General features: G+C 69.0%; 28 protein-coding genes. 22 read left to right on the forward strand and 6 right to left on the reverse strand.

Features of this window, described 5'->3' with window-relative positions; genetic code table 11:
* Positions 1 to 155: 155 nt before the first annotated feature.
* Both FGL91_RS06970 and FGL91_RS06975 read right to left on the reverse strand, forming a co-directional pair.
* A complete protein-coding gene (locus FGL91_RS06970; protein WP_153243451.1) occupies positions 156 to 977 on the reverse strand; it encodes an MOSC domain-containing protein in 822 nt (273 codons plus the stop codon).
* 129 nt (positions 978 to 1,106) lie between these two features.
* Entirely contained in the window at positions 1,107 to 1,292 is a 186-nt protein-coding gene (locus FGL91_RS06975; protein ID WP_029259537.1) for a DUF3073 domain-containing protein, read from the reverse strand.
* A 150-nt stretch (positions 1,293 to 1,442) separates the two neighbouring features.
* On the opposite strand from FGL91_RS06975, the gene FGL91_RS06980 reads away from it, so the two are divergent.
* On the forward strand, positions 1,443 to 1,985 hold the full coding sequence (locus tag FGL91_RS06980; RefSeq protein WP_047522961.1) for a universal stress protein: 543 nt from the start codon (positions 1,443 to 1,445) through the stop codon (positions 1,983 to 1,985).
* Positions 1,986 to 2,103: 118 nt separating this feature from the next.
* On the opposite strand, the gene FGL91_RS06985 is transcribed toward FGL91_RS06980, so the two are convergent.
* The gene (locus tag FGL91_RS06985) at positions 2,104 to 2,730 is read right to left on the reverse strand and encodes a PadR family transcriptional regulator (RefSeq protein WP_047522962.1); all 627 of its coding nucleotides are present in this window, start codon (positions 2,728 to 2,730) and stop codon (positions 2,104 to 2,106) included.
* The gene (locus tag FGL91_RS06990; protein ID WP_047522963.1) at positions 2,727 to 3,566 is read right to left on the reverse strand and encodes a DUF4097 family beta strand repeat-containing protein; all 840 of its coding nucleotides are present in this window, start codon (positions 3,564 to 3,566) and stop codon (positions 2,727 to 2,729) included. Before FGL91_RS06990 ends, FGL91_RS06985 begins: the two co-directional genes overlap by 4 nt.
* A 147-nt stretch (positions 3,567 to 3,713) precedes the next feature.
* On the opposite strand from FGL91_RS06990, the gene FGL91_RS06995 reads away from it, so the two are divergent.
* From FGL91_RS06995 to FGL91_RS07040, 10 genes are all read left to right on the forward strand, one after another.
* On the forward strand, positions 3,714 to 4,376 hold the full coding sequence (locus FGL91_RS06995) for a GntR family transcriptional regulator (protein WP_047522964.1): 663 nt from the start codon (positions 3,714 to 3,716) through the stop codon (positions 4,374 to 4,376).
* 66 nt (positions 4,377 to 4,442) lie between these two features.
* The gene (locus FGL91_RS07000) at positions 4,443 to 5,240 is read left to right on the forward strand and encodes an MBL fold metallo-hydrolase (RefSeq protein WP_227991953.1); all 798 of its coding nucleotides are present in this window, start codon (positions 4,443 to 4,445) and stop codon (positions 5,238 to 5,240) included.
* Between the two features lie 24 nt (positions 5,241 to 5,264).
* A complete protein-coding gene (locus FGL91_RS07005; RefSeq protein ID WP_227991954.1) occupies positions 5,265 to 6,053 on the forward strand; it encodes an NAD-dependent epimerase/dehydratase family protein in 789 nt (262 codons plus the stop codon).
* On the forward strand, positions 6,050 to 7,039 hold the full coding sequence (locus FGL91_RS07010) for a phosphoglycerate dehydrogenase (RefSeq protein WP_153243452.1): 990 nt from the start codon (positions 6,050 to 6,052) through the stop codon (positions 7,037 to 7,039). The genes FGL91_RS07005 and FGL91_RS07010 overlap by 4 nt, the downstream gene beginning before the upstream one ends.
* Complete coding sequence (locus FGL91_RS07015) at positions 7,036 to 7,842, forward strand: hydroxypyruvate isomerase family protein (RefSeq protein ID WP_153243453.1); 807 nt, start codon at positions 7,036 to 7,038, stop codon at positions 7,840 to 7,842. Before FGL91_RS07010 ends, FGL91_RS07015 begins: the two co-directional genes overlap by 4 nt.
* Positions 7,839 to 8,507 (forward strand): hypothetical protein, encoded by a 669-nt coding sequence (locus FGL91_RS07020; RefSeq protein ID WP_153243454.1) that lies wholly within the window; start codon positions 7,839 to 7,841, stop codon positions 8,505 to 8,507. The genes FGL91_RS07015 and FGL91_RS07020 overlap by 4 nt, the downstream gene beginning before the upstream one ends.
* On the forward strand, positions 8,504 to 9,730 hold the full coding sequence (gene otnK / locus FGL91_RS07025; protein ID WP_153243455.1) for a 3-oxo-tetronate kinase: 1,227 nt from the start codon (positions 8,504 to 8,506) through the stop codon (positions 9,728 to 9,730). The genes FGL91_RS07020 and otnK overlap by 4 nt, the downstream gene beginning before the upstream one ends.
* The gene (locus FGL91_RS07030; protein WP_153243456.1) at positions 9,727 to 10,365 is read left to right on the forward strand and encodes a class II aldolase/adducin family protein; all 639 of its coding nucleotides are present in this window, start codon (positions 9,727 to 9,729) and stop codon (positions 10,363 to 10,365) included. Before otnK ends, FGL91_RS07030 begins: the two co-directional genes overlap by 4 nt.
* Positions 10,362 to 11,039, forward strand: a complete 678-nt coding sequence (locus FGL91_RS07035) for a substrate-binding domain-containing protein (protein ID WP_153243457.1) — start codon at positions 10,362 to 10,364, stop codon at positions 11,037 to 11,039. The genes FGL91_RS07030 and FGL91_RS07035 overlap by 4 nt, the downstream gene beginning before the upstream one ends.
* Positions 11,040 to 11,061: 22 nt before the next feature.
* Positions 11,062 to 12,048, forward strand: a complete 987-nt coding sequence (locus FGL91_RS07040) for a nucleoside hydrolase (protein ID WP_134352847.1) — start codon at positions 11,062 to 11,064, stop codon at positions 12,046 to 12,048.
* A gap of 14 nt (positions 12,049 to 12,062) precedes the next feature.
* Here the strand turns inward: FGL91_RS07040 and FGL91_RS07045 are convergent, their stop codons facing one another.
* Entirely contained in the window at positions 12,063 to 12,476 is a 414-nt protein-coding gene (locus tag FGL91_RS07045) for a hypothetical protein (protein WP_131492103.1), read from the reverse strand.
* A gap of 171 nt (positions 12,477 to 12,647) precedes the next feature.
* On the opposite strand from FGL91_RS07045, the gene FGL91_RS07050 reads away from it, so the two are divergent.
* The 6 genes from FGL91_RS07050 to FGL91_RS07075 all read left to right on the forward strand — a co-directional run bounded on the left by FGL91_RS07050 (position 12,648) and on the right by FGL91_RS07075 (position 17,545).
* Complete coding sequence (locus FGL91_RS07050) at positions 12,648 to 13,964, forward strand: MFS transporter (RefSeq protein ID WP_227991955.1); 1,317 nt, start codon at positions 12,648 to 12,650, stop codon at positions 13,962 to 13,964.
* Positions 13,965 to 13,971: 7 nt separating this feature from the next.
* On the forward strand, positions 13,972 to 14,262 hold the full coding sequence (locus FGL91_RS07055) for a hypothetical protein (protein ID WP_153243458.1): 291 nt from the start codon (positions 13,972 to 13,974) through the stop codon (positions 14,260 to 14,262).
* A gap of 21 nt (positions 14,263 to 14,283) precedes the next feature.
* The gene (locus FGL91_RS07060) at positions 14,284 to 15,243 is read left to right on the forward strand and encodes a nucleoside hydrolase (protein ID WP_194239335.1); all 960 of its coding nucleotides are present in this window, start codon (positions 14,284 to 14,286) and stop codon (positions 15,241 to 15,243) included.
* A gap of 126 nt (positions 15,244 to 15,369) precedes the next feature.
* Positions 15,370 to 16,167, forward strand: a complete 798-nt coding sequence (locus FGL91_RS07065) for a MerR family transcriptional regulator (RefSeq protein ID WP_153243460.1) — start codon at positions 15,370 to 15,372, stop codon at positions 16,165 to 16,167.
* Between the two features lie 161 nt (positions 16,168 to 16,328).
* The gene (locus tag FGL91_RS07070) at positions 16,329 to 16,700 is read left to right on the forward strand and encodes a hypothetical protein (protein WP_047522974.1); all 372 of its coding nucleotides are present in this window, start codon (positions 16,329 to 16,331) and stop codon (positions 16,698 to 16,700) included.
* Between the two features lie 5 nt (positions 16,701 to 16,705).
* Positions 16,706 to 17,545 carry a nitroreductase family protein gene (locus FGL91_RS07075; protein ID WP_153243461.1) on the forward strand — a complete coding sequence of 280 codons (840 nt, stop codon included), beginning with the start codon at positions 16,706 to 16,708 and terminating at the stop codon, positions 17,543 to 17,545.
* Here FGL91_RS07075 and FGL91_RS07080 read toward each other — a convergent pair.
* Complete coding sequence (locus FGL91_RS07080; protein WP_153243462.1) at positions 17,514 to 19,040, reverse strand: FAD-dependent oxidoreductase; 1,527 nt, start codon at positions 19,038 to 19,040, stop codon at positions 17,514 to 17,516. The two genes, FGL91_RS07075 and FGL91_RS07080, sit on opposite strands and share 32 nt — an antisense overlap.
* Before the next feature lie 86 nt (positions 19,041 to 19,126).
* Between FGL91_RS07080 and FGL91_RS07085 the strand changes: the two genes are divergently transcribed.
* From FGL91_RS07085 to FGL91_RS07105, 5 genes are all read left to right on the forward strand, one after another.
* Complete coding sequence (locus FGL91_RS07085; RefSeq protein ID WP_227991956.1) at positions 19,127 to 19,501, forward strand: fluoride efflux transporter FluC; 375 nt, start codon at positions 19,127 to 19,129, stop codon at positions 19,499 to 19,501.
* On the forward strand, positions 19,498 to 19,857 hold the full coding sequence (locus tag FGL91_RS07090; RefSeq protein ID WP_153243463.1) for a fluoride efflux transporter FluC: 360 nt from the start codon (positions 19,498 to 19,500) through the stop codon (positions 19,855 to 19,857). Before FGL91_RS07085 ends, FGL91_RS07090 begins: the two co-directional genes overlap by 4 nt.
* Positions 19,858 to 20,217: 360 nt before the next feature.
* Entirely contained in the window at positions 20,218 to 21,486 is a 1,269-nt protein-coding gene (locus FGL91_RS07095; RefSeq protein ID WP_134352853.1) for an ABC transporter substrate-binding protein, read from the forward strand.
* 4 nt (positions 21,487 to 21,490) lie between these two features.
* Positions 21,491 to 22,450, forward strand: coding sequence for a carbohydrate ABC transporter permease (locus FGL91_RS07100; RefSeq protein WP_153243464.1), 960 nt, complete (start codon positions 21,491 to 21,493; stop codon positions 22,448 to 22,450).
* Positions 22,443 to 23,336, forward strand: a complete 894-nt coding sequence (locus FGL91_RS07105) for a carbohydrate ABC transporter permease (RefSeq protein ID WP_194239336.1) — start codon at positions 22,443 to 22,445, stop codon at positions 23,334 to 23,336. Before FGL91_RS07100 ends, FGL91_RS07105 begins: the two co-directional genes overlap by 8 nt.

The following is a 23,336-nucleotide window of genomic DNA, read 5'->3' on the forward strand; positions in this document are numbered from 1 at the left end:
CTGGGCCGGGGCTGACGCCGGGGCGTCGTCGATCACAAGCACATCAAATCAGAAAATGTTTGCGCTCACAAGCCTGGGATGACGAGAACTCGGCGCAAGATGGCCTCGACAAAGGGAGCGCTGACATCACGACGGCATGCGGTCGCGGATCCTGCTCACCCCGCGCGGACCTCGTCGCCGACCCGGATCACACCGCCCGTGTGAGGCTGGCCGTGATCCGACGGTGTCCAGCCGGGGAGGAGCAGGCATCCGAGGGTCGGCTCCGGCTGTGCGAAGGAGCCCGTGAGGGTCGTGAGCACCGCGGCATCCCGCACGCCGGTGTCCGGGTTCGCATGGGTCGCGAGGCACCGCACGATGAGCCCGGCTGCCTGGAAGACGACGCTGCCGACGCGGACCTCCCCCGTCCAGTCGAGCTCGCTCCAGGGTGCACTGTCGTCGATCACCACGTTGGAACGGAAGCGTCGGTCGTCGACGCTCATCCCGAGGGCTTCACCCAGTGCGTGCACGCTGCCCCGGCCATGCACCGAGACGTAGCCGCGCGGACGATCCTGAAAGCGCGAGGTCTCCCCATCGCCGACGAGCACGAGCGGGAGTCGACCGGGCCGCCGGAGGCGACGGCCTTCGGGGCTCGCCAGAACGAACTCGGTCAGGGCTGCGGTCAGCTCACGCCGACCATCGTCGTCGAGTCCTGCCTCGACGAGCACCGTGCCGGAGTGTTCGATCCGCACGCGCCGTGTCTCGTCGTCATATCCGGTGCGCAGGGCGGCGAGAGCGGGGAAGTCCTGAAGCGCGAGTCCCTTGGATTTGGGCCAGTAGTCCAGGCCGTCCCGGTCTTCCGGCACGGCGGCATCCGCGAACCGGAACGCCAGAACGCGGTCTCCGGCGATCCGGCCGTCGGCTTGCACGGTCAGGGCGTCGCGGCGCTCGGGGGTGAGCCCCTTGATCGGGTGACGGTAGAGGGCGACGACGCGGGCCATGAGGAGATCTTCTCAGGTGCCGACACCCGCGCATGACGGACAGCGCTCCGTCGCCGAGGATCACCTCACAGGCGGCGGGCATGACGAAACACCCGCATGGCCTGCGGGTGTTCGAAACAGATCAGGCGGTCAGGCCTTCTCTAGTTCGTCCTCGTCTTCGTCGGCATAGTCATCCGCCCACTTGTCGACATATGCGTCTTCGTCGGTCGGGTGACCCAGCTCGCGCTCGAGAGCGGAGTAGTTCACCGACGGACTGTACGCCTTGAGTTCGCGGGCGATCTTGGTGTGTTTCGCCTTCTGACGGCCACGGCCCATGCGCGAGACCCCCTCACGAGTTAAGCGGCGGGATTCGAGGCCCGCGGCATTTTTCACGACACCGGCCTGAAGCCGGTAAGAGTAGCATTCAGAATAGCACGCGGGTAAGACGCTCTGGCCTAAGCCAGACCGGTGAAGGGAACGATCTTCATGACCGACGACACCTCCACTCCGTCCGACGAGGCCGCACAGAACGCGGCATTGCAGAAAGCCGTCATCGTCGGCATGCAACCGGGCCAGGACCGACACGTGATCGATGAGGCCGTGAGATACGCGCGTCTGCTGAGCGCGCCGCTCGTCGTCGCGCACGTCGATGTCACGCGTTTCGTGACCTACGAGGACCCGGACGGGTACGTGCACTCGGCGCCGATCGACATCAACTTCGATGCGGGTGCCGCGGAGTTCGAAGCGGTCGAGGCCGAAGCTGCGAGGTTGCTCGCCGGCGCGGACATCACCTGGACCGCCCGCCAGCTCGTCGGGGATCCGGCCCTGGCGATCAAGCAACTCGCCAACAAGCTGGATGCGCAGCTGATCGTCGTCGGCACGCGCAAGCGCGGCATCGGCGAATCGATCAGGGAGTTCTTCACCGGCTCGGTCGCAGCGCGCCTCGCCCACCGGCAGCATCGCTCGATCCTGGTCGTGCCCCTCGGTGAGACGGTGCCCGATGACCAGAAGGAGATCTGGCCGGAGTGACGCGGCGACACCCCTCCTGACCGTCGACGCCCCCTCGCATTCCCGGGAATGCGAGGGGGCGTCGACGATCAGAGGGGGTGTCGAGCATCGGTGGGGGCGATGCGGGGGCGATGCGGGGTCAGGATCCGCGGACGCTGAGGGCTGCCGTCACGTTGCGGGCGGCCTCGTCGAGCGCCGTCTCGAGCTCGGTGACGACGGATGACGACAGGGTGCCGCCCTTGGCGAGGTGGGTACGCAGATCGGTCCGCACCCGGGCGCGGAAAGCGTTGACCACGGCATCCGCTCGGTGCATCTCCTCTCGACTGAGGAGTCGGGAGTCGTCGCTCTCCGTGCGCGGCCGGCTCTTCGCGGCCGAGCGTTCACCCTTCTCGGCAGCGGCGAGGTCGGCGCGGAGGCTCTTCATCGCGTCCTGGACGCTCTGGCGCACTTCACTGGCGATCAGGCGCACGGAGTCCGTGATCCCGGCCTCGATCCCGGCGAGGTCACCCTCCCGCGAGGCGAGCTCCGCGCGGCCGGCTTCGGTGATCGAGTAGATCGTGGTGCGGCCGTCGACGGTCTTCGTGACCAGGCCCTCCTCCTCGAGCTTCGCCAGGCGCGGGTAGATGGTCCCGGCGCTGGGCGTGTAGGTGCCGCCGGTGCGGTCGGTGAGCGACTGGATGATGCCGTAGCCGTGCTGCGGCGCCTCGGCGAGGAGCGACAGCAGGTACAGACGGAGGTCGCCGTGCGAGAAGACGGCCGGGGTCATGCTTCCCACTCCTCGTCGTCGGTGATGGAGGCCGGGGTGCGGCGGAGGACGGTGACGCCACCGGAGACGGAGTTCGCGCGCAGGTCGACGAAGCGCCCGGCGAGCTCCCCCGTGGTGCCGGTGTAGTTGCTGGGGCCCGAGGTGCTGCGCTCGATCCCGTCGATGAGCAGTCGACCGCTCAGGGACCGGATGACGTAGTTCGCGGCGAGTGACTCGTCGAGGCGCACCGTGGTGCCGCCGGAGACCGAGTTGACGTTGATGGTGTTCACGTCGCCGGCCGCATCCACGAGCGTCGAGCCCGAGACGATGTCGACCGTCGCCTTGCGCACGGCCCCGGTGACGGCGACATCGCCGGAGACGCTGTTGGCGCTGATCGAACCGGTGAGTCCGCGCACCTGCACATCGCCGGAGACGGAGTTGACGGTGAGGTCGCCGATCAGGGTGTCGACGATGATGTCGCCGGACACGGTGTTCAGGCGTGCGTCGTTGCGGATGCCCGAGACCAGGGCACCGGCACTGACCACGCCGAGGGTCAGGGCGATCGAGCGGGGGACCGCCACGCTCACCTCGGCGCGGGGGCCACCGGAGCCGAAGTTGCGGAACACCTCGAGGAAGTTGTCCCAGCCCAACTGCGGGTGGTCGATCTCGACCTCGCCGTCGTGGGACTCGATACGGAGGTCTTTGGTGGTGACACCGTGCACCTCGATGCGGATGCCGGGTTCGTCGTGGGCGATGACATCCACCTGTCCGCCGACCAGGCCCACCTTGAGGCGGGTGACGGACTCGATGTCGATGACGCGTTCCTCGCCCGGGGCGATGAGCCACTTCTCGGTCATGTGCTTCTCCTGTGTGAGTGTTCGAGATATATCGTGTGTTGCCACAGTAACACGATATATCTCGACATTGTCAACCCCCGCGCGTCCGTCGGAGGGTCGATGGGCCGAGCGGTAGTCTTCGACGGAAGGACTTCGAGGGGAGAAGATGTGGCCGGGCGATCGACGAAGCAGCCCATCGCCGACCGAATGTACGAGGTGCTGCTGCACCAGTTCATGTCGGGGGAGCGGGCGGCGGGGCAGAGCCTGAACATCGGTGCCCTGTCACGCGAGCTGGATGTCAGTCAGACGCCCCTGCGTGAGGCCCTGGCGCGGCTGGAGCACACCGGACTCGTCCAGCGCGAGGCGCTGCGGGGCTACCGCGTGGCCCCGGTCATGACGCGGGAAGAGGTGGAGCAGCTCGGCGAGGCCCGTGTGCTCCTGGAGCCCCGTCTCGCCTACGAAGCCGCGCAGCGGACGACCCCCGAATTCCTGGAGGGTCTGCGCGAGGCGGTGGAGGACTTCCGGCGCTCGGCCGAGGTCGCCGACACCGAGACTGAAGGCTTCGACCTCTACTGGCGCAGCGATGCGCGCTTCCACATGATGATCGCCGCGCAGTCCGGCAACGCCTTCCTGGAGCTGTCCTATGCGGCGCTCGGCGGGCAGATCCAGCGGTTCCGCCTGTTCTCGAAGTTCGGGCGCACGGGAGCGGTGAGTGCGGCGCCGGAGCACGATGCGGTCTACCAGGCGATCGTGGCCGGTGATGCCGAGGGCGCGGCCGACGCGATGCGCCACCACATCATCGGTGCCACCGAGCGGCTTCTGAACGCCTGAACGGCGAGCGGTTCCGCGAAGGAGGCGACCTGTCGCCCCTGGAGGGATTGCGCTATACTATTTTTTGTGAGCGCGCAGAGTGAGGGCACCATGTCGACGTCGACGACCGGATCCGCCGGACCGTCCGGATACGTCGCACGTCCGCTCGTCGAGGGCTTCCCCGGTAAGTCGAGTTCGCACGGCGCCTTCGGATGGAGCAGCCTGTGGCTGCTCGATGACGGGGTGCGACGCGTGCTGGTCGATGCCGGACAGCCCGCGTACATCCCCCTCATCCATGCCGGCCTCGAGCGATACGGTCTGACCACGGACGACGTGACCGACGTGCTGCTGACGCACATGCACTGGGATCACGTCTCGAACTTCCCGATGTTCGCCAACGCCACGACCTGGGTGGGGGAGCGCGAGCTGCGCTGGGCGGCCGAGCAGCCGTCCGGGACCCCCTTCCTTCCCGACCTCCACGTGCAGGAGCTTCTTCGCCGCACGGATCGGGTCGGACGGATGGCGGCGGGCCAGGAAGTGCTCCCCGGCATCCATGCCGTCGACAGCGCAGGGCATACCCCGCACCACCTCGCGTTCTATCTCGAGCGTGCGGACGAGAAGCGCGTCTTCGCCGGGGATGCGGTCAAGAATCTGTACGAACTCGCCTCGGGGCGGGTCGACTCGACGCTCGATGCGGACGCCAGCGCGGCCACAATCGTCGCGATGCGCTCACTGCTGACCGACACCGGAGCCAGCCTCGTACCCGGACACGACGTCGAATTGCGGTGGGAGGACGGCGAGGCACACCGCCGACGCCCCGCGGGAGCCGCGATCGGCTTCTTCGCCGATGCTTCCACGGGTGAAGAGGACCGCAGCATCGGCTGACCGCCGAGTGCGCACGAGAGGACGATGATGACGACAGTGCTGTACACCGGTGGGACCGGGCGCATGGGGCGGGTGATCCGCGAGGGGCTCGCCTCCCGCTACGACCGCGTCGTGCTGTTCGCGCGGACCGACACCGATGAGTCGCTCTTCCCCGGCGAAGAGGTCGTGATCGGTGACCTCGCCGACCTCGACGCGCTCACGGCGGCGGCGGAGGGTGTGGACGTGATCGTGCACCTCGGCGGGATCGCGGACGAAGCGCCGTTCGAGGAGATCCGCCGCGTGAACATCGACGGCACCTACCACGTCTACGAAGCAGCGCGACGGGCCGGTGTGCGTCGTGTCGTCTACGCCAGCTCCAACCACGTCGTCGGTTTCCATCCCGCGGAGGAGGTGCTGGACGAGAGCGCATCGCTGCGTCCGGACACCTTCTACGGGGTCTCGAAGGCATTCGGTGAGGCCCTCGCCAGCCTGTACCACGACAAGTGGGGGGTCGAGTCGGTGCTCGTCCGCATCGGCACCTTCCGTCCGGAGCCCGAGGACAGGCGCCAGCTCGCGCTCTGGCTCAGCTGGCGCGACGGGGTCGAGCTCTTCCGTTGTGCGATCGAGAGCGCCCCGGTGGGCTGCGCGGTCGTCTACGGCTGCTCGGCCAACACCGGCCGCTGGTGGAACGGTGACGCGGGATGGGCGGCGATCGGCTACGTGCCCCGCGACGATGCCGCCGACCACACCGACGGCGTGGACTTCTCCGCTCCGGCACCCACTCTGCACGGCGGTGCTTTCGCCGCCCCCGACTACGAAGGAGGGATCTGGTGACATCGCCCGAATCCCAGGATGTGCTGATCACCACCGCGTTCCTCGAACCCGGCGACGAGGTCGACCGGATGCTGCGCGGCGCAGGACTCACGACTCGGCATGAGCCGGAACTCGAACGCCTCTCCGCCGAGGAACGGGCCCGGGCGCTCTCGGGCGTCCGCGCGATCATCGCCGGCACCCGCCCGCTGGGCGAGGAGGAGTTCGCGCAGGCCCCCGCGCTGCGCATGATCGTGCGCACGGGCGTCGGCTACGACAGCGTCGACGTGGGTGCGGCGACGGCACGCCGAGTTCCCGTGTGCGTCACCCCCGGCGCCAACCGTCAGGCGGTCGCGGAGCACGTCTTCGCCCTGGCGCTCGCCTGTGCCCGGCGCATCCCCGAGAACATCAGCAACCTCGCGGCGGGCACCTGGCAGCAGCTCACCGGACGGGAGCTGCGGGGAGCGACTCTCGGAATCCTCGGGCTGGGCTCGATCGGAAAGGCGGTCGCGACGATCGCCGCGGGCTTCGGGATGAAGATCGTCGCGTACGATCCGTACTTCGACGAGGGCTTCGCCGCGGCCAACGGCATCCGTCGGCTCGAACTCGAGGATCTGCTCCGAGAAGCCGACTTCGTCACGCTGCACCTGTTCCTCGACGAGACGACCCGGAACCTCCTCGACGCCTCTCGCCTCGCTCTGATGAAGCCCGACGCGGTGCTGATCAACACCGCGCGCGGCGGCATCATCGACGAGGACGCCCTGGTCGACGCCGTCCGCGACGGGCGCATCGGCGCCGCCGCTCTCGACGTCTTCGCGGACGAGCCGCTGGGGGCATCGAGCCCGCTCCTGCACACCCCCGGCATCCTCGCCACGACGCACGTCGCGGGCGCGACCCGCGAGGCCCGTGGCGAGTCCGGTCGCATGGCCGCGCGCAACGTGATCGCGACTCTCCGCGGTCAGGCTCCCGAGTTCGTGGTGAACCCCGACTACGACGCGGTGACCGCATGATCGTCGAAACCTCGTCGGGGCCGGTGCGCCTCGCCGCCAACCTCAAGTGGATGTTCACTGAGGTCCCCTTCGCCGAGCGGTTCGACGCGGCCGCGGAGGCGGGCTTCACCGCGGTGGAGTTCGCCTCGCCCTACGAGCTCGCGCCCGCAGAAGTGCGTCGGCTGCTCGACGATGCGGGTCTCGCGCAGATCCTCATCAACACGCCCGCCGGACCCGCGGGGACGCCCACAGCGTCGGGGGCGGCCTTCGTGCCCGGTGCCGAGCAGGAGTTCCGCGAGGGGGTGCTGCGGGCGTTGGAGTACGCGACGGTTCTCGGTGCACGAGTGGTCCACGCCATGGCCGGCATCAGGCCGTCCGGAGCCGACCCCGAGGCCGCATTCGCGACCTATGTGTCGAACATCTCCTGGGCGGCCGAGCAGGCACGTGGCACGGGGGTCCGGCTGGCACTGGAAGCGATCAACAAGCGTGATCAGCCCGGCTACGGCCTCGCCTCGATGGAGACCGCGGCGGCGGTGGCGCAGGTGGTGGATCCCGACATCGTCGGCGTGCTCTTCGACGTCTATCACGCGCAGGTCGACCGCGGGAACGTCATCGAGCGTTTCGAGCAGCTCCGGCCGATGGTCGCGCATGTGCAGATCGCCGACAACCCCGGTCGCGGCGAACCCGGAACCGGCGAGATCGCCTACGAGCGCGTGCTCGCCCGGATCGCGCAGAGCGGATACCCCGGGTGGATCGGCTGCGAGTACGCCCCCGTCGCGGGCACCCGCGACGGGCTCACCTGGATCGAGAGGACCCTCCGGTGACCGACCCGAGAATCGCGCTCATCAGCGCGACACCCCTGGCGATCGCCCCGGCGGCCGCCGCCCTCACCGCCGCCCTTCCCACGGCGACGGTGTGGAACCTGCTCGATGATCGTCTCCTGGCCGATGCGCAGACCGAGGGCGGCATCACCGCACCGCTGGCTGCGCGCATGGACAGCCTCATCGAGCTCGCTCTGGCCGGGGGAGCGGATGGCGTGCTGCTCACGTGCTCCCAGTTCGGAGAGCGTGCCGACCGGCGGGAGAGCGACGCCGACGGTGTCACCGTGCTCTCGGCCGACGGTCCCCTCTTCGCCGAAGCCGTCGCCGCCGCCCCCGAACGGGTTCTGCTCGTCGCCTCGTTGGCTTCGGCCGCGAGCGACAGCGGAGCGCGTCTGGAGCAGGCGTTCGCGGCTGCCGGGTCGGCGGCGCGCGTGCACCCGCTGGTGATCCCGGACGCGGCCGCGCCCCTGTCCGCGCCGGAGCTCGTCGAGACACTGGCTGCAGGGATCGCCGGCGTCGACGAGGCCTACGACCTGGTGGTTCTCGCCCAGTACTCGCTCGCGGGGGCCGCGTCGTCCCTCGCGGATCGCTTCGGTGTCGCGGTCCTGGATGGGCCGGCTGCAGCCGCTCGACGGTTGACCGCGGCACTCCGGGAGGATCAAGGATGATCGGCGTCATCGCCGATGACATGACGGGGGCGACGGATGTCGCGGCGGCCCTACGCCGGGCGGGACTGCGCACGCTCCTCGTTCTCGGCACCGAGCTCGACGAGCACGCTGGTCCCGCCGACGGGATCGTCATCGGACTGAAGACCCGGTCCCTTCCCGTCGAGGAGGCCGTCGCCCAGAGTCTCACCGCGCTCACGCTGCTACGGCGTCAGGGAGCGGATCGCATCTACGTCAAGTACTGCTCGACGTTCGACTCCACGGACGAGGGCAACATCGGTCCGATCACGGAGGCGATCGCCGACGCCCTTCGCGCGGATCTCGTGGTGACGACGCCGGCCGCACCCCTGCACGGGCGCACCGTCTACCGCGGCCACCTCTTCGTCGGCGACGTGCTGTTGGCAGAGACGCACATGCGCGACCACCCGGTGACTCCGATGCGCGACTCCTCGGTGCCGCGGCTGCTCGCGGCGCAGTGCACGGCGCCGGTCGGGCTCCTGCCCCTCGACGTGGTGCAGCGGGATGCCGACTCCGTGCGCGAGGTCATGCGTCGGTCGCGTGCGGAGGGGATCCGTCACCTCGTCGCCGACGCCGTGACCGATGCCGACCTCGCCGTCCTCGCCGACGCCGTCGACGGGGAGGTCCTCGTGGCCGGATCCGCCGGGCTCGTCGGAGCGATGGCTCTGCGCGAGACGGCGGGCGGCACGACGGCGCCCACGCCCCCATCGGGTCGCACCGCGATCATCGCGGGCAGCTGCTCCCGACGCACGCTCGAGCAGATCGACCGTTTCGTCGGATCGGGCGGCCCCGCTCATCACGTCGTGGCCGAGCCCGGCGACACCGCCGAGGAGCTGGCTGCGCGCGCGGTGGAGTGGTGGGAGCACCTGCCCTCCGACGCGGATGCCCTCCTCTACTCCTCCACCCCGGCAGCGGAGCGCCGCCAGGATGTGCCGGGTGCCGGCGAGCTCTACGAAAGGGCGGCGGGCCTCATCGCCTCGCAGCTGTCGGATCGAGGTGTGAAGCGCCTGCTCGTCGCCGGAGGAGAGACCTCCGGTGAGGTCGTCCGGGCCCTCGGCACGACCGTCGCGGTGGTGGGGGAGGAAGTCGCACCGGGCGCCCCCTGGATCCACGACGAGGAGCGCGACGTGCATCTGGTCCTCAAATCCGGGAACTTCGGCGAGGAGGACCTCTTCGTCGAGGTCGCGGCACAGGGGCGCACGGCATGAGCGCCGATGCCCGCCGCGCGATCGAACGCGTCGCCCACTCGATCCACCGCCGTGGCCTCACGCATGGCCGCACCGGGAACCTCGCCGTGCGCGACGGGGACCGCGTGCTGCTCACGCCGACCGGGGTCAGCCTGGCCGACGTCGACGCGGACCGGCTGTCGGTGGTCGCCCTCGACGGATCGCACCTCGACGGTCCGAAGCCGACGAAGGAAGCCTTCCTCCATGTCGCGCTGCTGCGTGTGCGGCCGGAGGCGAATGCGGTGGTGCACACGCACTCGGTCCATGCCGCCGCGGTGTCGTGCCTGTCCGACGTCGATCCCGAGAATCCGATCCCACCTCTGACCGCGTACTACGGCATGCGCGTGGGGAAACTGCGGATGCTGCCCTACTTCGCCCCGGGAGACCCGGCAGCGACCGACGCCGTCGAGGATGCCGCGCGGGTCACGCATGCCCTGCTCCTGCGCAACCACGGCCCCGTCGTCGCCGGGGCCGATCTGGACACCGCGCTCGACGCGGTGGAGGAGCTCGAGCACACCGCGCAGCTGTTCCTCCTCACGCGCGGCCTCGCCACGTCGCCCCTCACCTCGGCGCAGCTGCACGCGCTCGCCACGCCCTCCGGAAGGACCTCCTCGTGATCACCCTGTACAGCGGGCTCGTCGTCAAGAACCCCCTCGTCGAGCACGTCATCCCCGCGTTCGAGCGTGAGACCGGCACGCACATCGAGGCGACGTTCGAGCCCACCACCGTGCTGCTCGAACGGATTGCCGCGGGAGAGCGCCCCGACCTGGTGCTCGGCGTCTCGTCCTCCGTCACCGATCTCGCGGCGCGGGGTCTGGTGGACCCCGAGGTCGTCGCCGAGATCGCGGTTTCGTCCGTCGGTTTCGCCCGACCGGACGACGCGGCAGGACCGGCCGACGACTCGGCGACGACGTTTCTCGACTATCTGCTCGCCGCCCGTGCCGTCGCCTACACGCTCAGCGGGGCGAGCGGTGTGCACTTCATGAAGATGCTTCGCGAGCGCGGCCTCCTCGAGCGCATCGATGAGCGCGCGGTGCGATGCGAGAGCGGACTCACGGCTGAGGCGCTGCTCGACGGACGTGCCGACGTCGCGATCCAGCAGGTGAGCGAGCTGCGCTCGGTCCCCGGTGCGCATGTCGTCGAACCGATTCCCCACGAACTGCAGTCCTACGGGCGGTTCGCCGTCGGTGCCCGTCCCGGCGCCGGCGACGACGCGTCCCGATTCGTCACCCTCTTGACCGAGAAGCCGGCACAGGACGCATTCGCCGCGTTCGGGCTGTCGCGTCCCTGAAACCCGAACGAGGAGAGCACCCATGAGAAGAGTCATCGTCGACACCGACACCGGGGTGGATGACGCCCTGGCCCTGATGCTTCTGGCCGCCGATCCGGAGGTCGAGATCCTGGCGGTGGTCAGCGTCTTCGGCAACACCACCGGAGAGCGGGCCGCCGACAACGCACGGTACGTGCTGGACACCTGCGGACGCACCGACGTTCCGGTCTACCGCGGGGCGGACGAGCCGCTGGTGCAGGAGCTGCGGATGAACCCGGGCATCCACGGCGAGGACGGCTTCGGCAACACGGGACTCCGGCCCGCCGAGTCGGTCGACCCCGAGCCGGTCGGTGTCTCCGTCGTGCTCGACCTCGTCGACCGATATGACGGCGAGATCGACTATCTCGCGCTCGGTCCGCAGACGAACCTCGCCGCTGCTGTCGAGGCCCGGCCCGACCTGCTGCAGCGACTTCGCTCGACCACCATCGTCGGGACGCTCGGCCCGGCGCTGTACCACGACACCGCGCCGTGGGAGGATCGTCGGTTCCGGGTCTCGCGTGACCCCAACGTGTCGTTCGACATCGACGCCGCGCGTGTCGTCGCAGCCCACGAGGGCGACGTCACCTGGTGCGGGCCGTACGTCACCCGTCAGGCCCTCGTCCCTGAGGACTTCTTCCTCGACATCGCCTCGTCGACCGGCTTCGCGCCCGCGCAGCTGATCACCGCGATCAGTCGTGACTATGCCGGCTTCTACTCGCGTTCCTACCCGCAGCCGGAGGGGCGCCGGGTCATGGGCATCAACGACAGCATGGCGGTGGCGAGCCTGCTGTATCCGGAACTCGTGACCGGTGCGGTCATGCGGCCGCTCGAGACATTCCGGGACCCCGAGACCGGAGACCGCTACCTCGCCGGCGTGCATCCGGTGAAGGACGAGACGCGACCGATCCACCGCGTCGTCTTCGACATGGATTTCGACGGCGTGCTGGAGCGGATCGGCGAGGTGCTGCGGCGTCCGCTGCCCTGGCGCTGACCTCCGCGAACGGCTCAGTCGTAGGTGCGCGCGCGAACCCACGGCATCGGCAGCAGATCGGCGGCGGTCACCCACACCGGGTGGCCGCCGCCGTCTGCGAGCGTGCGGATGCCCGGTGCGATCGCGGGCACGACTTCCCGGCAGACGCCGCAGGGGTTGAGGATCACGGTCGTGCCGTCGTCGCGCAGGCCGACCGAGACGATGGCTTCGATCTCCTGCTCACCTCCGATCCGGGCGTTGGCGAGGGCGGTGCTCTCCGCGCAGACGCTCTCTCGTGGGGTGCGCAGGCTGAGGCCGAGGTAGATGGCTCCGGAGGCTCCGCGCGCGGCGGCGGCGACGCGGTGGAGGTTCGCATCGTGCGCACGGATGATCAGGTCGGATGCGGCGGCGAGGAGCCGTCGGTCGTCGTCGTCGAGTGAGGAATTCACGATGAACTCTTTCCGTCACGAAGGGGGCTACTGCTATACTATAGTCGTACTCGGATCTGCTTCCCGAAGATGAGCACTCCTCGCCGTTGGGTGAGAACTGTGTCATGACCAGGGGATATCCGCATTCAAGGGTCGATCAACTCCCTCTCGGGGGCAGAGCAAAGGAGCTCCATGAGCACTGAAGAAGTAGTGGCCACCGCACCGCAGCAGCTGAGGGGCAAGGCGAGCCGCACCGAGCGCAAGAACCTCCGTGCCTTGAGCTGGGGGCACGCGCTCGAATGGTACGACTGGGCGATCTTTGGACTGCTGTCGGTCTACCTCGGCGCGGCATTCTTCCCCTCCGACAGTCCACTCGCCTCGACCTTGAACGCACTCGCCGTCTTCGCGGTCGGGTTCGTCGCACGTCCGCTCGGCGGGGTCGTCTTCGGCTTCGTGGCCGACCGCTTCGGGCGCAGGAAGATCATGATCTTCGCCGTCGGCGCGGTCGCGCTGGGCAGCTTCATCATCGGCGTGCTCCCCGACTACCAGACCATCGGAGCCCTCGCGCCGATCGTCGTCGTGATCGCGCGCCTCCTGCAGGGACTCTCCGCCGGTGTGGAGGCGCCGCTCGGCACGGCCTACGCGCTCGAGCTGGTTCCGAACCGCCCCGGGTACGTCGCCGGCTTCTTCGCGTTCTTCAACAACCTGGGCAACCTGCTCGCACCCACGTCGATCTTCCTGATCAGCCTGCTGCTGGGGCCCGAAGCCCTCGCCGCGTACGGCTGGCGCATCCCGTTCATCGTGGGTGGTCTGTTCGGTCTGATCGTGCTGTGGCTGCGTCGGACGCTGCCCGAGACCCTCGACACCGCGGCGATCCGCACGGTGGGTGCGGTCCCCACCAAGGACAACTCGGTGTGGCGCGACGTCCGCAAGTACTGGCTGAGCGTGCTCGCGACCGTCTTCATCGTCGGTGCGATCCAGGCGTACAACTACACGTGGATCGCCGGACTCCCGAACCTCGCCAACGGCACGTTCGGGGAAGACCCCACCGCCGTGTTCGCCATCACCACGGGAATGGGCGTCTTCCTGACGGTCGGAGCCTTCGCGCTGAGCCGCATCCTCGATCGGTTCCCGATGTCCAAGTGGTTCGTGGTGGCGCGTCTCGCGGCCATCCCGACGATCTTCCTGGCGCTGCTGTACTCGCAGCCCGGGGTCGGCACGCTCGCCGGCGTGATGTTCGGTGGGGCGATCGTGCTGCTCCTGAACATGACCATCTTCGTGGTCGTGTCCAACTCCCTGCTGCCGCAGCACATCCGCGGCACCGGGCTCGGTCTCGGCTACGGCCTGGGAGTGGCCATCTTCGGTGGCACCGCCTCGTACCTGCTCCTCTGGCTGCAGAGCCAGGGCATGATGTGGATCTTCCCGCTCTACATCGCGGCCCTCTGCGCGATCAGCGTGGTGCTCTACGTCCTCGCGAAGCGGCGCAACGGCCTCTTCGTGGGCAAGTGACCTGCTGATGGATCTGTGGCGCGAGATCGCCGGCTGGGCCGGCAGCGCTCTCTTGATCGTCTCGCTCTTGCAGCCGACGATCTCGCGCCTGCGCTGGTTGAACCTCGGAGCCTCCTCGCTGCTGATGGGGTACAACCTGATGCTCGGCAGCGCGCCCATGGTCGCCCTCAACATCACGCTGATCGCGATCAACTGCTGGTACCTCTTCGTCTACACGCGTTCCGCCCGCGCCGCACGGCTGAGGGCGCCGACCGTGGACGGGCTCAGTGAAGCGTCCGATCGGCAGACCAGCCGCTAGGACATGAAAGAAAGCATGGATATGGAACGACTGATCATTGACACCGACCCCGGGATCGACGACGCGGGGGCGCTGTTCTGGGCACTCTCCTCCGACGCCTTCCAGATCGAGGCGCTGACCACGGTGTTCGGCAACGTCGATGTCGACACGGCGACGGCCAACGCCCGCAAGATCGCCGCCGTCGCCGGTCGTTCCGACCTGCCGATCTGGAAGGGTGCCAGCCGGCCGCTGGTCGGCGAACCCCACTTCGCGGAGCACATCCACCGTCCTGGCGGGGTGGGCTTCTGGGAGTACCCGGACCCGGACCCCCAGGCCGAGGTCGAGCCGGACGCCGTCCGCCGGATGATCGACACGGTCATGTCGGCTCCGGGCGAGGTGACGATCATGGCCCTCGCGCCCCTGACGAACGTGGCTCTGGCCATCACGCTGGAGCCGGAGTTCGCGCGCTCGGTGCGCCGCATCATCTACATGGGCGGCGCGGCACTCACATGGGGCAACGTCACGCCCGTCGCGAGCGCGAACATCTTCAACGATCCCGAAGCCGCGGAGATCGTCATCCAGTCCGGGGCACCCCTCACGCAGGTCGGCCTGGACGTGTCCCGGAGCTTCGCCCTCACGCCGGACCACGTCCGCACCCTCTGGGAGTCGCGCTCGCCGATGGGCCTGGCGCTCTGCGAGATGATCGGATACCCGGATCGTCAGAACGACCCCGACGAGATGCCCGAGTGGAAGACCGAGGGCATGCACCTCAACGACGTGCCCTGCGTCGCCTATGCCCTCAACCCCGACTGGTTCACGGTGCGCAACCTTCGTGTGGACGTGGAGCTGAACGGGACGCACACCCGCGGACAGACCGTCGTGCAGATGATCGATCGCTGGCAGGGCGTGCCGAACGTCGATGTGCTGTTCGACATCGATGCGCAGGCGGTCGCCGACGCGCTCACGGCCTCGCTCACCGCGTTCGGAACCGCCACCGACTGACGTCTTCGCCCTGAACGGCCTCACCCTCGGAATCGGGGGTGGGGCCGTTCGTGTGTTTGGCCGGTCTTGACCTTGACGCTACGTCAACTTCTAGAGTCGAGTCATCGAACGGAAGGAGGCGTAGGCATGGACACGGACGACTGGTCGATCCAGGAGATCGCGCGGCTGGCCGGCACGACGAGTCGCACGCTGCGGCACTACGACCACATCGGTCTGCTGCCGCCGACGCGCATCGCGCACAACGGCTACCGGCATTACGACGCCCAGGCACTCGTGCGACTCCAGCGCATCCTCCTGTTGCGGGAGCTCGGACTCGGGCTGCCGCAGATCGCGGAGGTCCTCGGCGCATCCACCGACCGGATGCCATCGCAGACCGAAGCCTCCGCACTGGAAGCCCATCTCGCGCTGCTGCGCGAGGAGCAGACGCGGCTGGCGCGACAGATCGCGTCGGTCGAATCCACCATCACGGCATTGAGAGGAGGTGAACGACTCATGGCAGAGAACATGTTCGACGGTTTCGACCACACGCAGTACAAGGACGAGGTCGAGGAGCGCTGGGGCACGAAGGCCTACGCCGACAGCGACCGCTGGTGGCGCGGGATGACGGATGCCGAACGCGCCGACTGGCAGCAGCGCGTGTCCGACCTCGGGCGCGACTGGATCGCCGCCGCGGAGAGCGGTATCGATCCGGCATCCTCCGAGGCTCAGGAGATCGCGCGGCGCCACGTCGAGTGGCTCACGGGCATCCCCGGCACACCCGCCGCCGTCCCCGGAGGCGACGTCAAGGCGTACGTGATCGGGCTCGGCGAGATGTACGTCGCGGATCCGCGTTTCGGCGCGAACTACGCGACCTCATCTGGCGGCACGCACGGTGCGGAATTCGTCCGCGACACGCTGCGCATCTACGCGGAGGGCAACCTCTAGCCCAGACCCTCCTTCCGGTCGCGATATGTCACCCCAAATCACCGTTTCGGCTGCCATATCGCGACCGGAACGGGCGACCGGAACGGCGCGGGGGCGTACCGAAGGGGCGGGCGGGATGCAAGGGGGCGCTCGCGGGGTGGTCCCGGGCGTAGGGTCGGGGAATGGCTCACGGATCCCGGCGCAGGAACCCCGCGTCGCTGTTCGTCGCCGCGGCCGCGGTCTATGCCGCGAACTGCATGCTCGGCGCGTCGGTCGCGGCGCGGATCGTCGACACCCGGAACTTCCGGTGGCTGCATCACCTGCTCTACATCGCCACGTGCACGTCCGTCGGCGCCGCGGTCGTCTCGGGATCCGCAGGCCGGTCGCGCCAGGGCCGTCGTGCCGCACTCGCGGTGCTCCCGGCCGCCGTCCCCCTCGCCGCGATCCCCTACCTCGGCACGCACACCCGGCGGCATCCGCTGGTCGCGCTCACCGCCGCCCCCTTCATCGTCGCGGGGCTGGTGCTCTCGCGATCCGCCGCCGACCGGAAGTGACACGCATGGAACTGCTCGACGCCATCCGCCGCCGCAAGACCACGAACGGGGCTTTCCTGCCCGACCCCGTCTCCGAGGAGCATCAGCGCATCCTCCTGGAAGCCGCGGGGCGTGCGCCGTCGCAGCTGAACAGTCAGCCCTGGCGGTTCGTCGTGATCGAGAGCCGAGACACCATCGAGCAGATCGCACGCATCTCGGGCGAGAGCATGACCGAGGCGATGTCGAACGGCACGTTCTTCGAGCGCTACAAGCCGTACTTCCGCTTCAGCGAGGCCGAGATGGAGGAGAAGCGCAGCGGCATGCTCTTCGACAAGCTGCCCGCCGCGCTGCGCCCCTTCACGAGTCAGGTCTTCACGAAGCGCGGGCAGACCCTCATGAACACCTTCGGGGTTCCGAAGACCCTCGGTGCCGAGAACCGCAAGCTGGTGGCCGGATCACCGCTCCTGCTCGGGGTCATGCTCGACCGGAGCGAGTATCGGCCGGGGCAGCTCTCGTCGTTCTACTCCGTGTTCAGCATGGGAGCGGCGATGGAGAACGTCTGGCTCACCACGGTCGAGCTCGGGATGGGGATCCAGTTCATCTCCTTCCCGATGGAGGTGCCTGGTCGCTGGGACGAGATCGTGCAGCTGCTTCGTGTGCCGGACGACCTGGAGCTCATGGCCGTCTACCGACTCGGCTACCTGCCGCCGGAACAGCGTCGTCCCGCGATCGACTGGTCGAGCAGTCAGCGCAAGCTCGTCTCGCAGTACGTGTTCCGCGAGAACGGCGAGACGCCGCTGGAGGGATGGGATGGCGCGCCGCCCCGGGGCGAGATCATTCCCGGTCCTCGCCCGACAGAGGCGTGAGATCGCGCAGCGCCGGTCCCTCGATCCGGGTGCCGTCGGCGCGGAAGCGTGAGGCGTGCAGAGGGCAGTCCCACGAGCACTCGGCGTCGTTCCACGTGAGCACTCCGCCCAGATGAGGGCACACCGCGCTCACTGCGCGGGTGACGCCGTCGACCGTCGATACCGCGACCGGCCGACCCGCACGGTTCGCCACCGTGCCCTGGCCCTCGGCGGGCCGCGGGACGGGGGTGGGGTGGCGTTCCGCCTCCGTCCACCCGGACGCGAGGGCCGCAGCCACCTTCCCGCCTTCCTTCGCACCGCGCCCCAGATCGGCGGGGACCGTGAGCCGTGTGCCGATCGTGGTCATCCAGGCCGCGCGCTCGCGGCGAGGGGTGCCGAGGATCTCGGCCGTGAGGCGCAGCGCAGCGGCCGGACCGTTCGAGAGGCCCCATTTGCCGTAGCCGGTCGCGAAGCGGATGCGACCGAGACCGCGTGGCATCGCCCCCACGAACGGGATGAGGTCGTGCGACTCGTAGTCCTGCGCCGACCATCGATGCGTCTCCTCGGCGCCGGGGAAGTGCAATCGGGTCCAGGCGATGAGGTCGTCCACCGCTGCGGCCTCGCCATCTCCGCGACCGACCGGATGACCGTTGCCGCCGACGACGAGCTGGGCTTCTCCGCCCGGACCGTCTTCTGCATTCACCGGACGGATCGAGCGGGCGGGACCGTCGACCGAGAGGAAGGTGCCGTCCGGGAGGCCGCCCGGCACGCGGAAGGAGACGCAGTACGACCGCAGCCCTCGCGTCTTGGCGAAGTACAGGCCGCGATCCGTGATCGGTGTGCCGGTCGCGAGCACGATGTGGTCGCCGAAGAGTGGTCCGTCCACGGTGTCGACCCGGCCGGCGAAGGCGCGTGTCCCCGTCGCCCGGACTCCGGTGTGCACCGTGCCGCCCGACGCGAGCAGCTCGGTGACGAGGGCCTGGGCCACCGCGACCGGATCGATCGTCACCTGATCGTCGAGCGCGACCGCCGCGGCCACCGGGAACGTCGTCTTCGGTCGGGTCGTCGCCATCAGCAGCCTCGTCGGCAGCCCGGCTTCCCGTGCGGCGGTGTGCTGCTCCCGGACGATCCCGGCACCGGCCGGACCCTGCGCGTAGGAATGATCGGTGCGGCGGGTGTAGGTCACGCCTGCCATGTCGGCGAACGCGGTCAGCCACTCCATCCCCGCGCGATTGGCGTCAACGTAGGCCCGCACGAGAGAGGCCGGATGGTGCCGTCGGAGCGCTTCCAGGTGCGCGCCGTGCAGGATCGAGAGCTTGCCCGTGTTCGCACCCGTCGCGAGCTCGGCGATCCCGCCCGCATCGATCACCGCGACGTCGAGTCCGGCGCGGGTGAGCATCACGGCGGTCGAGAGTCCGGTGATGCCCGCCCCGACGACGACCACGTCGTGATGCGCGCCCGCCTCGAAGGGGGAGCCCACGGGCAGGTTCTTCTCGAGCTTCCACAGTGGTCTCATTCCGACAGTCAACGTCGCGAGGCGCGAGGGAGCCACGCCCTTGACATCGACTCGGCGCGCTGGCACGCGCGACTAAGGTGGCGAGCATGATCTTCCGCCGCATCCTGCTCGTCGCCGTGGGCGGCATGGTCGGCACGGCGGCGAGGCTGGGACTCGGACTGGTGGTGCCCGACGCGGGTGGCTTTCCGGTGGCCGTGCTGCTCGCCAACGTCCTCGGAGCCGTGCTGATCGGAGTGCTGGCCGCGCGCCTCCCCTCCTCCACGGACCTCCGTCTGGCTCTCGGCACCGGAGCGCTCGGCGGTTTCACGACGTACAGCGCGTTCATGACCGGCACGGTGGAGCTGTGGGCGGACGCGCCGGTGCTCGCGGCCGCGTACGCCATCGGCAGCCTGATGCTCGGACTGGCCGGAGCGGCGCTCGGCCTGCGCTTCGGCAGACCCCGCCACGGAGCACCCGCGTGACCCCGCTGCTCTTCCTCGGTGCCGCGCTCGCCGGCGGAGTCGGTGCGGTGCTGCGCTATCTCGTCGACCTCGGTGTCGCGCGGGTCGCCGGCCGCCGCTTCCCGTGGGGCATCCTCCTCGTGAACATATCCGGCTCCTTCGCGCTCGGGGTGGTCACCGCGGCTCTCCCTGACGCGGCGTTCGTGCTCGGCGCCGGACTGCTGGGCGGATACACGACGTTCAGCACCGCGATGCTCGACACGGTCGCGCTGTGGCGAGACGGCGAGCGCGGGTCCGCGGTGTTCAACGCGGTCGGGATGCTCCTGCTCGGTGTCCTCGCCGCTGCCCTCGGCCTGGCCCTCGGCACCGCCCTCTGACCCGCGGACCGCGGTCCCCGCCCCTCCGCGGTCCCGCCCCCGTCGTGCGGTCCGTCGCGAAGGTCGACACCCCCTCTGCTCGCCGAGGCCCCCTCTGGATCGCACCAATCAGCGGGGGCGTCGGCGGTGAACGGGGGTCTCGGCGGAGACGGACGGGAGAGACGGACGGACGAGAGAGACGGGGACGGGACGGACGAGAGAGACGGGGACGGGACGGACGGGACGGGACGGGACGGGACGGGACGGGGCGGGGCGGGGGTTGCGGGGGCGGGAAGGGGCGGGGTACTCTCCTTGCTAATCGATTAACGCTAAACGATTAACACCCGTTCCTGCACTCGTGCACTGTCGAAGGAGACACAGATGCCCCGTACGACCCGCCGCGCTCTGGGCGCCCTCGCCGCGTCCGCGGCCGCCGTCCTCGCCCTCAGCGCCTGCTCCTCCGCGACCGCGGGGGAGAGCTCCGACGGCGACGTCACCCTCAGCTACGCCATCTGGGACGAGAACCAGAAGCCCGCGATGGAGGACATCGCCGCGGCGTTCACGAAGGAGCACCCGAACGTCACGATCGACATCCAGGTCACCCCCTACAAGGAGTACTTCACCAAGCTGCAGACCGCCGCGACGGGTGGCTCGGCAGCCGACGTCTTCTGGATGAACGGCCCGAACTTCCAGCTCTACGCCTCGAACGGCCAGCTCGCACCTCTCGACGACGGCGGGATCGACGCCGCGGACTACCCCGAGGGCCTGATCGACCTGTACACCTACGACGGCAAGCTCTACGGCGCCCCGAAGGACTTCGACACCGTCGCCCTCTGGTACAACAAGGCGCTGTTCGACGCCGCCGGGGTGGAGTACCCCTCGGCGGGGTGGACGTGGGATGACTTCACCGCGGCCGCCGCGAAGCTCACCGATCCCGCGAAGGGGCAGTTCGGCGTCGCGGCGAGCCAGTACGGCCAGGAGAACTTCTACAACTCGATCGCCCAGGCCGGGGGAGAGGTCATCTCCGCCGACGGCACGAAGAGCGGATACGGATCGCCCGAAGCGCTCGCCGGCATCGAGCTGTGGACCGACCTGATCGCCGCCGGCTCTTCGCCCACGGCACAGCAGATGACCGACACGAACCCCGAGGACTTCTTCCTCTCCGGCAAGGTCGCCATGTTCCAGAACGGGTCGTGGGCGGCCATCGCCTACGCGGACAACGCCGACATCGGCGGTGACGTCGACGTGGCACCGCTGCCCGCCGGCGCCGAAGGCAACCAGAGCGTGATCCACGGTGTCGGAAACGTCGCCAACGCGAAGAGCGCCCACCTCGCCGAGGCCAAGATGTTCGCCGAGTTCGCCTCCGGTGAGCAGGCCGCGAAGATCCAGGCCGAGACCGGCACCGTGATCCCGGCGTTCGACGGCACGCAGCAGGCGTGGGTCGACGCGCTTCCCCAGTACGACCTGCAGGTCTACATCGACGCGCTCGAGAACGCCGTCCCGTACCCGGTGTCCAAGAACACCTCCGCCTGGACGAGCATCGAGAGCGAGGTGCTCTCCCAGGTGTGGTCGGGTGCGGTGACCCCGAAGGACGGCCTCCAGGACCTCGCCGCCCAGATGCAGGCGGCACTGGACGCCGAGCAGGACTGATCGTATGACCGTCATCGCGCCGCGCGCGGTCGAGACGGCGGAGCGGATGCCGGAGCCGCAGGGCTCCGGCGTCCGTCGCCGCCGTCGGAGTCCCGGAGCTTCGCCCTGGTGGGCGCTGGTCTTCCTCGGGCCGACCGCACTGGGCATCGCCGTGTTCTACCTGTGGCCGACCGTCCGGACCCTCATCATCTCGTTCACGAAGTCGGGCCCGTTCGGCGGGTCCGAGTGGGTGGGCATCGAGAACTACACGCGTCTGTTCCAGGATCCCGAGCTCATCGGGGCCCTCCGCAACACCGCGATCTACACGGTCATCGCGCTCATCGGCATCCCTCTCGCGGTCGGGATCGCCGCCCTGCTGAACACCGCCGGGCTCAAGGGCCGCAGCGCCTACCGCACGCTGTACTTCATCCCCGTCGTCACGATGCCGGCCGCCATCGCGCTGGTCTGGCGCATGATCTACAACGGCGACTACGGGGTGCTCAACGCCGCTCTGGGTGCCGTCGGCATCGAGGGGCGCAGCTGGCTCACCGACCCGAACACCGCGTTGATCGCGATCGCCGTCGTCGGGATCTGGGCGGGGCTGGGCACCAACATCGTGATCTTCCTCGCCGGTCTCCAGGGCATCCCCGACACGATCATGGAGGCTGCCGACCTCGACGGCGCGGGTCCTGTGCGCAAGTTCTTCTCGATCACGATCCCGCTGCTGTCGCCGTCGATCTTCTTCGTCAGCGTGATCAGCGTGATCGGGGCGCTGCAGGTGTTCGACCTGATCTACATGATGCTCGGACGCAGCAACCCCGCGATGCCGAACACCCGCACCGTCGTCTATCTCTTCTACGAAGCGGGCTTCCTCGACAACGATCGCGGCTATGCGGCGGCCGTCGCCTTCCTCCTGCTCGTGATCATCCTGATCCTCACGATCGTGCAGTTCCGTCTGCAGAAGAAGTGGGTGCACTATGAGTGACGTCTCGCTCGACACGCGCGCCGTGGTCGGCGCTCCCGCGGGCCGCTCGGGCACGCGCGCCGGGAAGCCGAGGAATCGTGGCCTCTGGATCGTGCACCTCGTGCTCCTCCTCGGCGCCGTGCTGATGGTCTTCCCGTTCGTCTGGCAGCTGCTGACCTCGTTCAAGACGCTGTCGGACTCGGTGCAGGTGCCGCCGTCGTTCCTGCCGCGTGAGTGGGTGTTCACGAACTTCGCCGAGGTCTTCGACTCGATGCCGTTCGGGCAGATGTTCCTGAACTCCGTGCTCCTCACGGTCGGGCGCACGGTCGGACAGGTGGTGCTGTGCACGATGGCGGGCTACGCGTTCGCACGCATCCCGTTCCCCGGGCGCAACGCCCTGTTCGTGGTGTTCCTCTCGGTGCTGATGGTGCCGTCGCAGCTCTACCTGCTGCCGCAGTACGAGATCATCCAGTCGCTGGGGTGGCTCAACACCCTGCAGGCGCTCATCGTGCCCGGCATCTTCAGCGCGTTCGGCACCTTCCTGATGCGGCAGTTCTTCATGTCGATGCCTGCCGAGCTCGAGGAGGCCGCGCGCATCGACGGCGCGAATCCGTGGCAGACCTTCTGGCGGATCATGGTTCCGCTCGCGAAGCCTGGCATCATCGCACTTGTGGTGTTCACCGTGCTGTGGTCCTGGAACGATCTGCTCTGGCCGTTGATCGTGACGACCGACCCCGCGAAGATGCCGCTGTCGGTCGGGCTCTCGCAGCTGGTCGGCATCCACGGCACGGACTACCCGGTGCTGATGGCGGGTGCGCTGCTGGCGACGCTCCCGATGCTGGTGACCTTCATGATCCTGCAGCGGCAGTTCATCCAGGGCATCGCGTTCAGCGGATCGAAGGGCTGA

The sequence above is a fragment of the Microbacterium sp. CBA3102 genome, assembly GCF_007954505.1.
Taxonomy (GTDB): Bacteria; Actinomycetota; Actinomycetes; order Actinomycetales; family Microbacteriaceae; genus Microbacterium; species Microbacterium aurugineum.

Coding starts and splice junctions, on each gene's coding strand:
- FGL91_RS07050 (WP_227991955.1), top strand. CDS start 12,648: ATGAGCACTGAAGAAGTAGTGGCCACCGCACCGCAGCAGCTGAGGGGC.
- FGL91_RS07085 (WP_227991956.1), top strand. CDS start 19,127: ATGATCTTCCGCCGCATCCTGCTCGTCGCCGTGGGCGGCATGGTCGGC.
- FGL91_RS07030 (WP_153243456.1), top strand. CDS start 9,727: ATGAGCGCCGATGCCCGCCGCGCGATCGAACGCGTCGCCCACTCGATC.
- FGL91_RS06990 (WP_047522963.1), bottom strand. CDS start 3,566: ATGACCGAGAAGTGGCTCATCGCCCCGGGCGAGGAACGCGTCATCGAC.
- FGL91_RS07065 (WP_153243460.1), top strand. CDS start 15,370: ATGGACACGGACGACTGGTCGATCCAGGAGATCGCGCGGCTGGCCGGC.
- FGL91_RS07060 (WP_194239335.1), top strand. CDS start 14,284: ATGGAACGACTGATCATTGACACCGACCCCGGGATCGACGACGCGGGG.
- FGL91_RS07015 (WP_153243453.1), top strand. CDS start 7,036: ATGATCGTCGAAACCTCGTCGGGGCCGGTGCGCCTCGCCGCCAACCTC.
- FGL91_RS06980 (WP_047522961.1), top strand. CDS start 1,443: ATGACCGACGACACCTCCACTCCGTCCGACGAGGCCGCACAGAACGCG.
- FGL91_RS07055 (WP_153243458.1), top strand. CDS start 13,972: ATGGATCTGTGGCGCGAGATCGCCGGCTGGGCCGGCAGCGCTCTCTTG.
- FGL91_RS06970 (WP_153243451.1), bottom strand. CDS start 977: ATGGCCCGCGTCGTCGCCCTCTACCGTCACCCGATCAAGGGGCTCACC.
- FGL91_RS07105 (WP_194239336.1), top strand. CDS start 22,443: ATGAGTGACGTCTCGCTCGACACGCGCGCCGTGGTCGGCGCTCCCGCG.
- FGL91_RS07075 (WP_153243461.1), top strand. CDS start 16,706: ATGGAACTGCTCGACGCCATCCGCCGCCGCAAGACCACGAACGGGGCT.
- FGL91_RS07070 (WP_047522974.1), top strand. CDS start 16,329: ATGGCTCACGGATCCCGGCGCAGGAACCCCGCGTCGCTGTTCGTCGCC.
- FGL91_RS06985 (WP_047522962.1), bottom strand. CDS start 2,730: ATGACCCCGGCCGTCTTCTCGCACGGCGACCTCCGTCTGTACCTGCTG.
- FGL91_RS07040 (WP_134352847.1), top strand. CDS start 11,062: ATGAGAAGAGTCATCGTCGACACCGACACCGGGGTGGATGACGCCCTG.
- FGL91_RS07080 (WP_153243462.1), bottom strand. CDS start 19,040: ATGAGACCACTGTGGAAGCTCGAGAAGAACCTGCCCGTGGGCTCCCCC.
- otnK (WP_153243455.1), top strand. CDS start 8,504: ATGATCGGCGTCATCGCCGATGACATGACGGGGGCGACGGATGTCGCG.
- FGL91_RS07095 (WP_134352853.1), top strand. CDS start 20,218: ATGCCCCGTACGACCCGCCGCGCTCTGGGCGCCCTCGCCGCGTCCGCG.
- FGL91_RS07100 (WP_153243464.1), top strand. CDS start 21,491: ATGACCGTCATCGCGCCGCGCGCGGTCGAGACGGCGGAGCGGATGCCG.
- FGL91_RS07005 (WP_227991954.1), top strand. CDS start 5,265: ATGATGACGACAGTGCTGTACACCGGTGGGACCGGGCGCATGGGGCGG.
- FGL91_RS06975 (WP_029259537.1), bottom strand. CDS start 1,292: ATGGGCCGTGGCCGTCAGAAGGCGAAACACACCAAGATCGCCCGCGAA.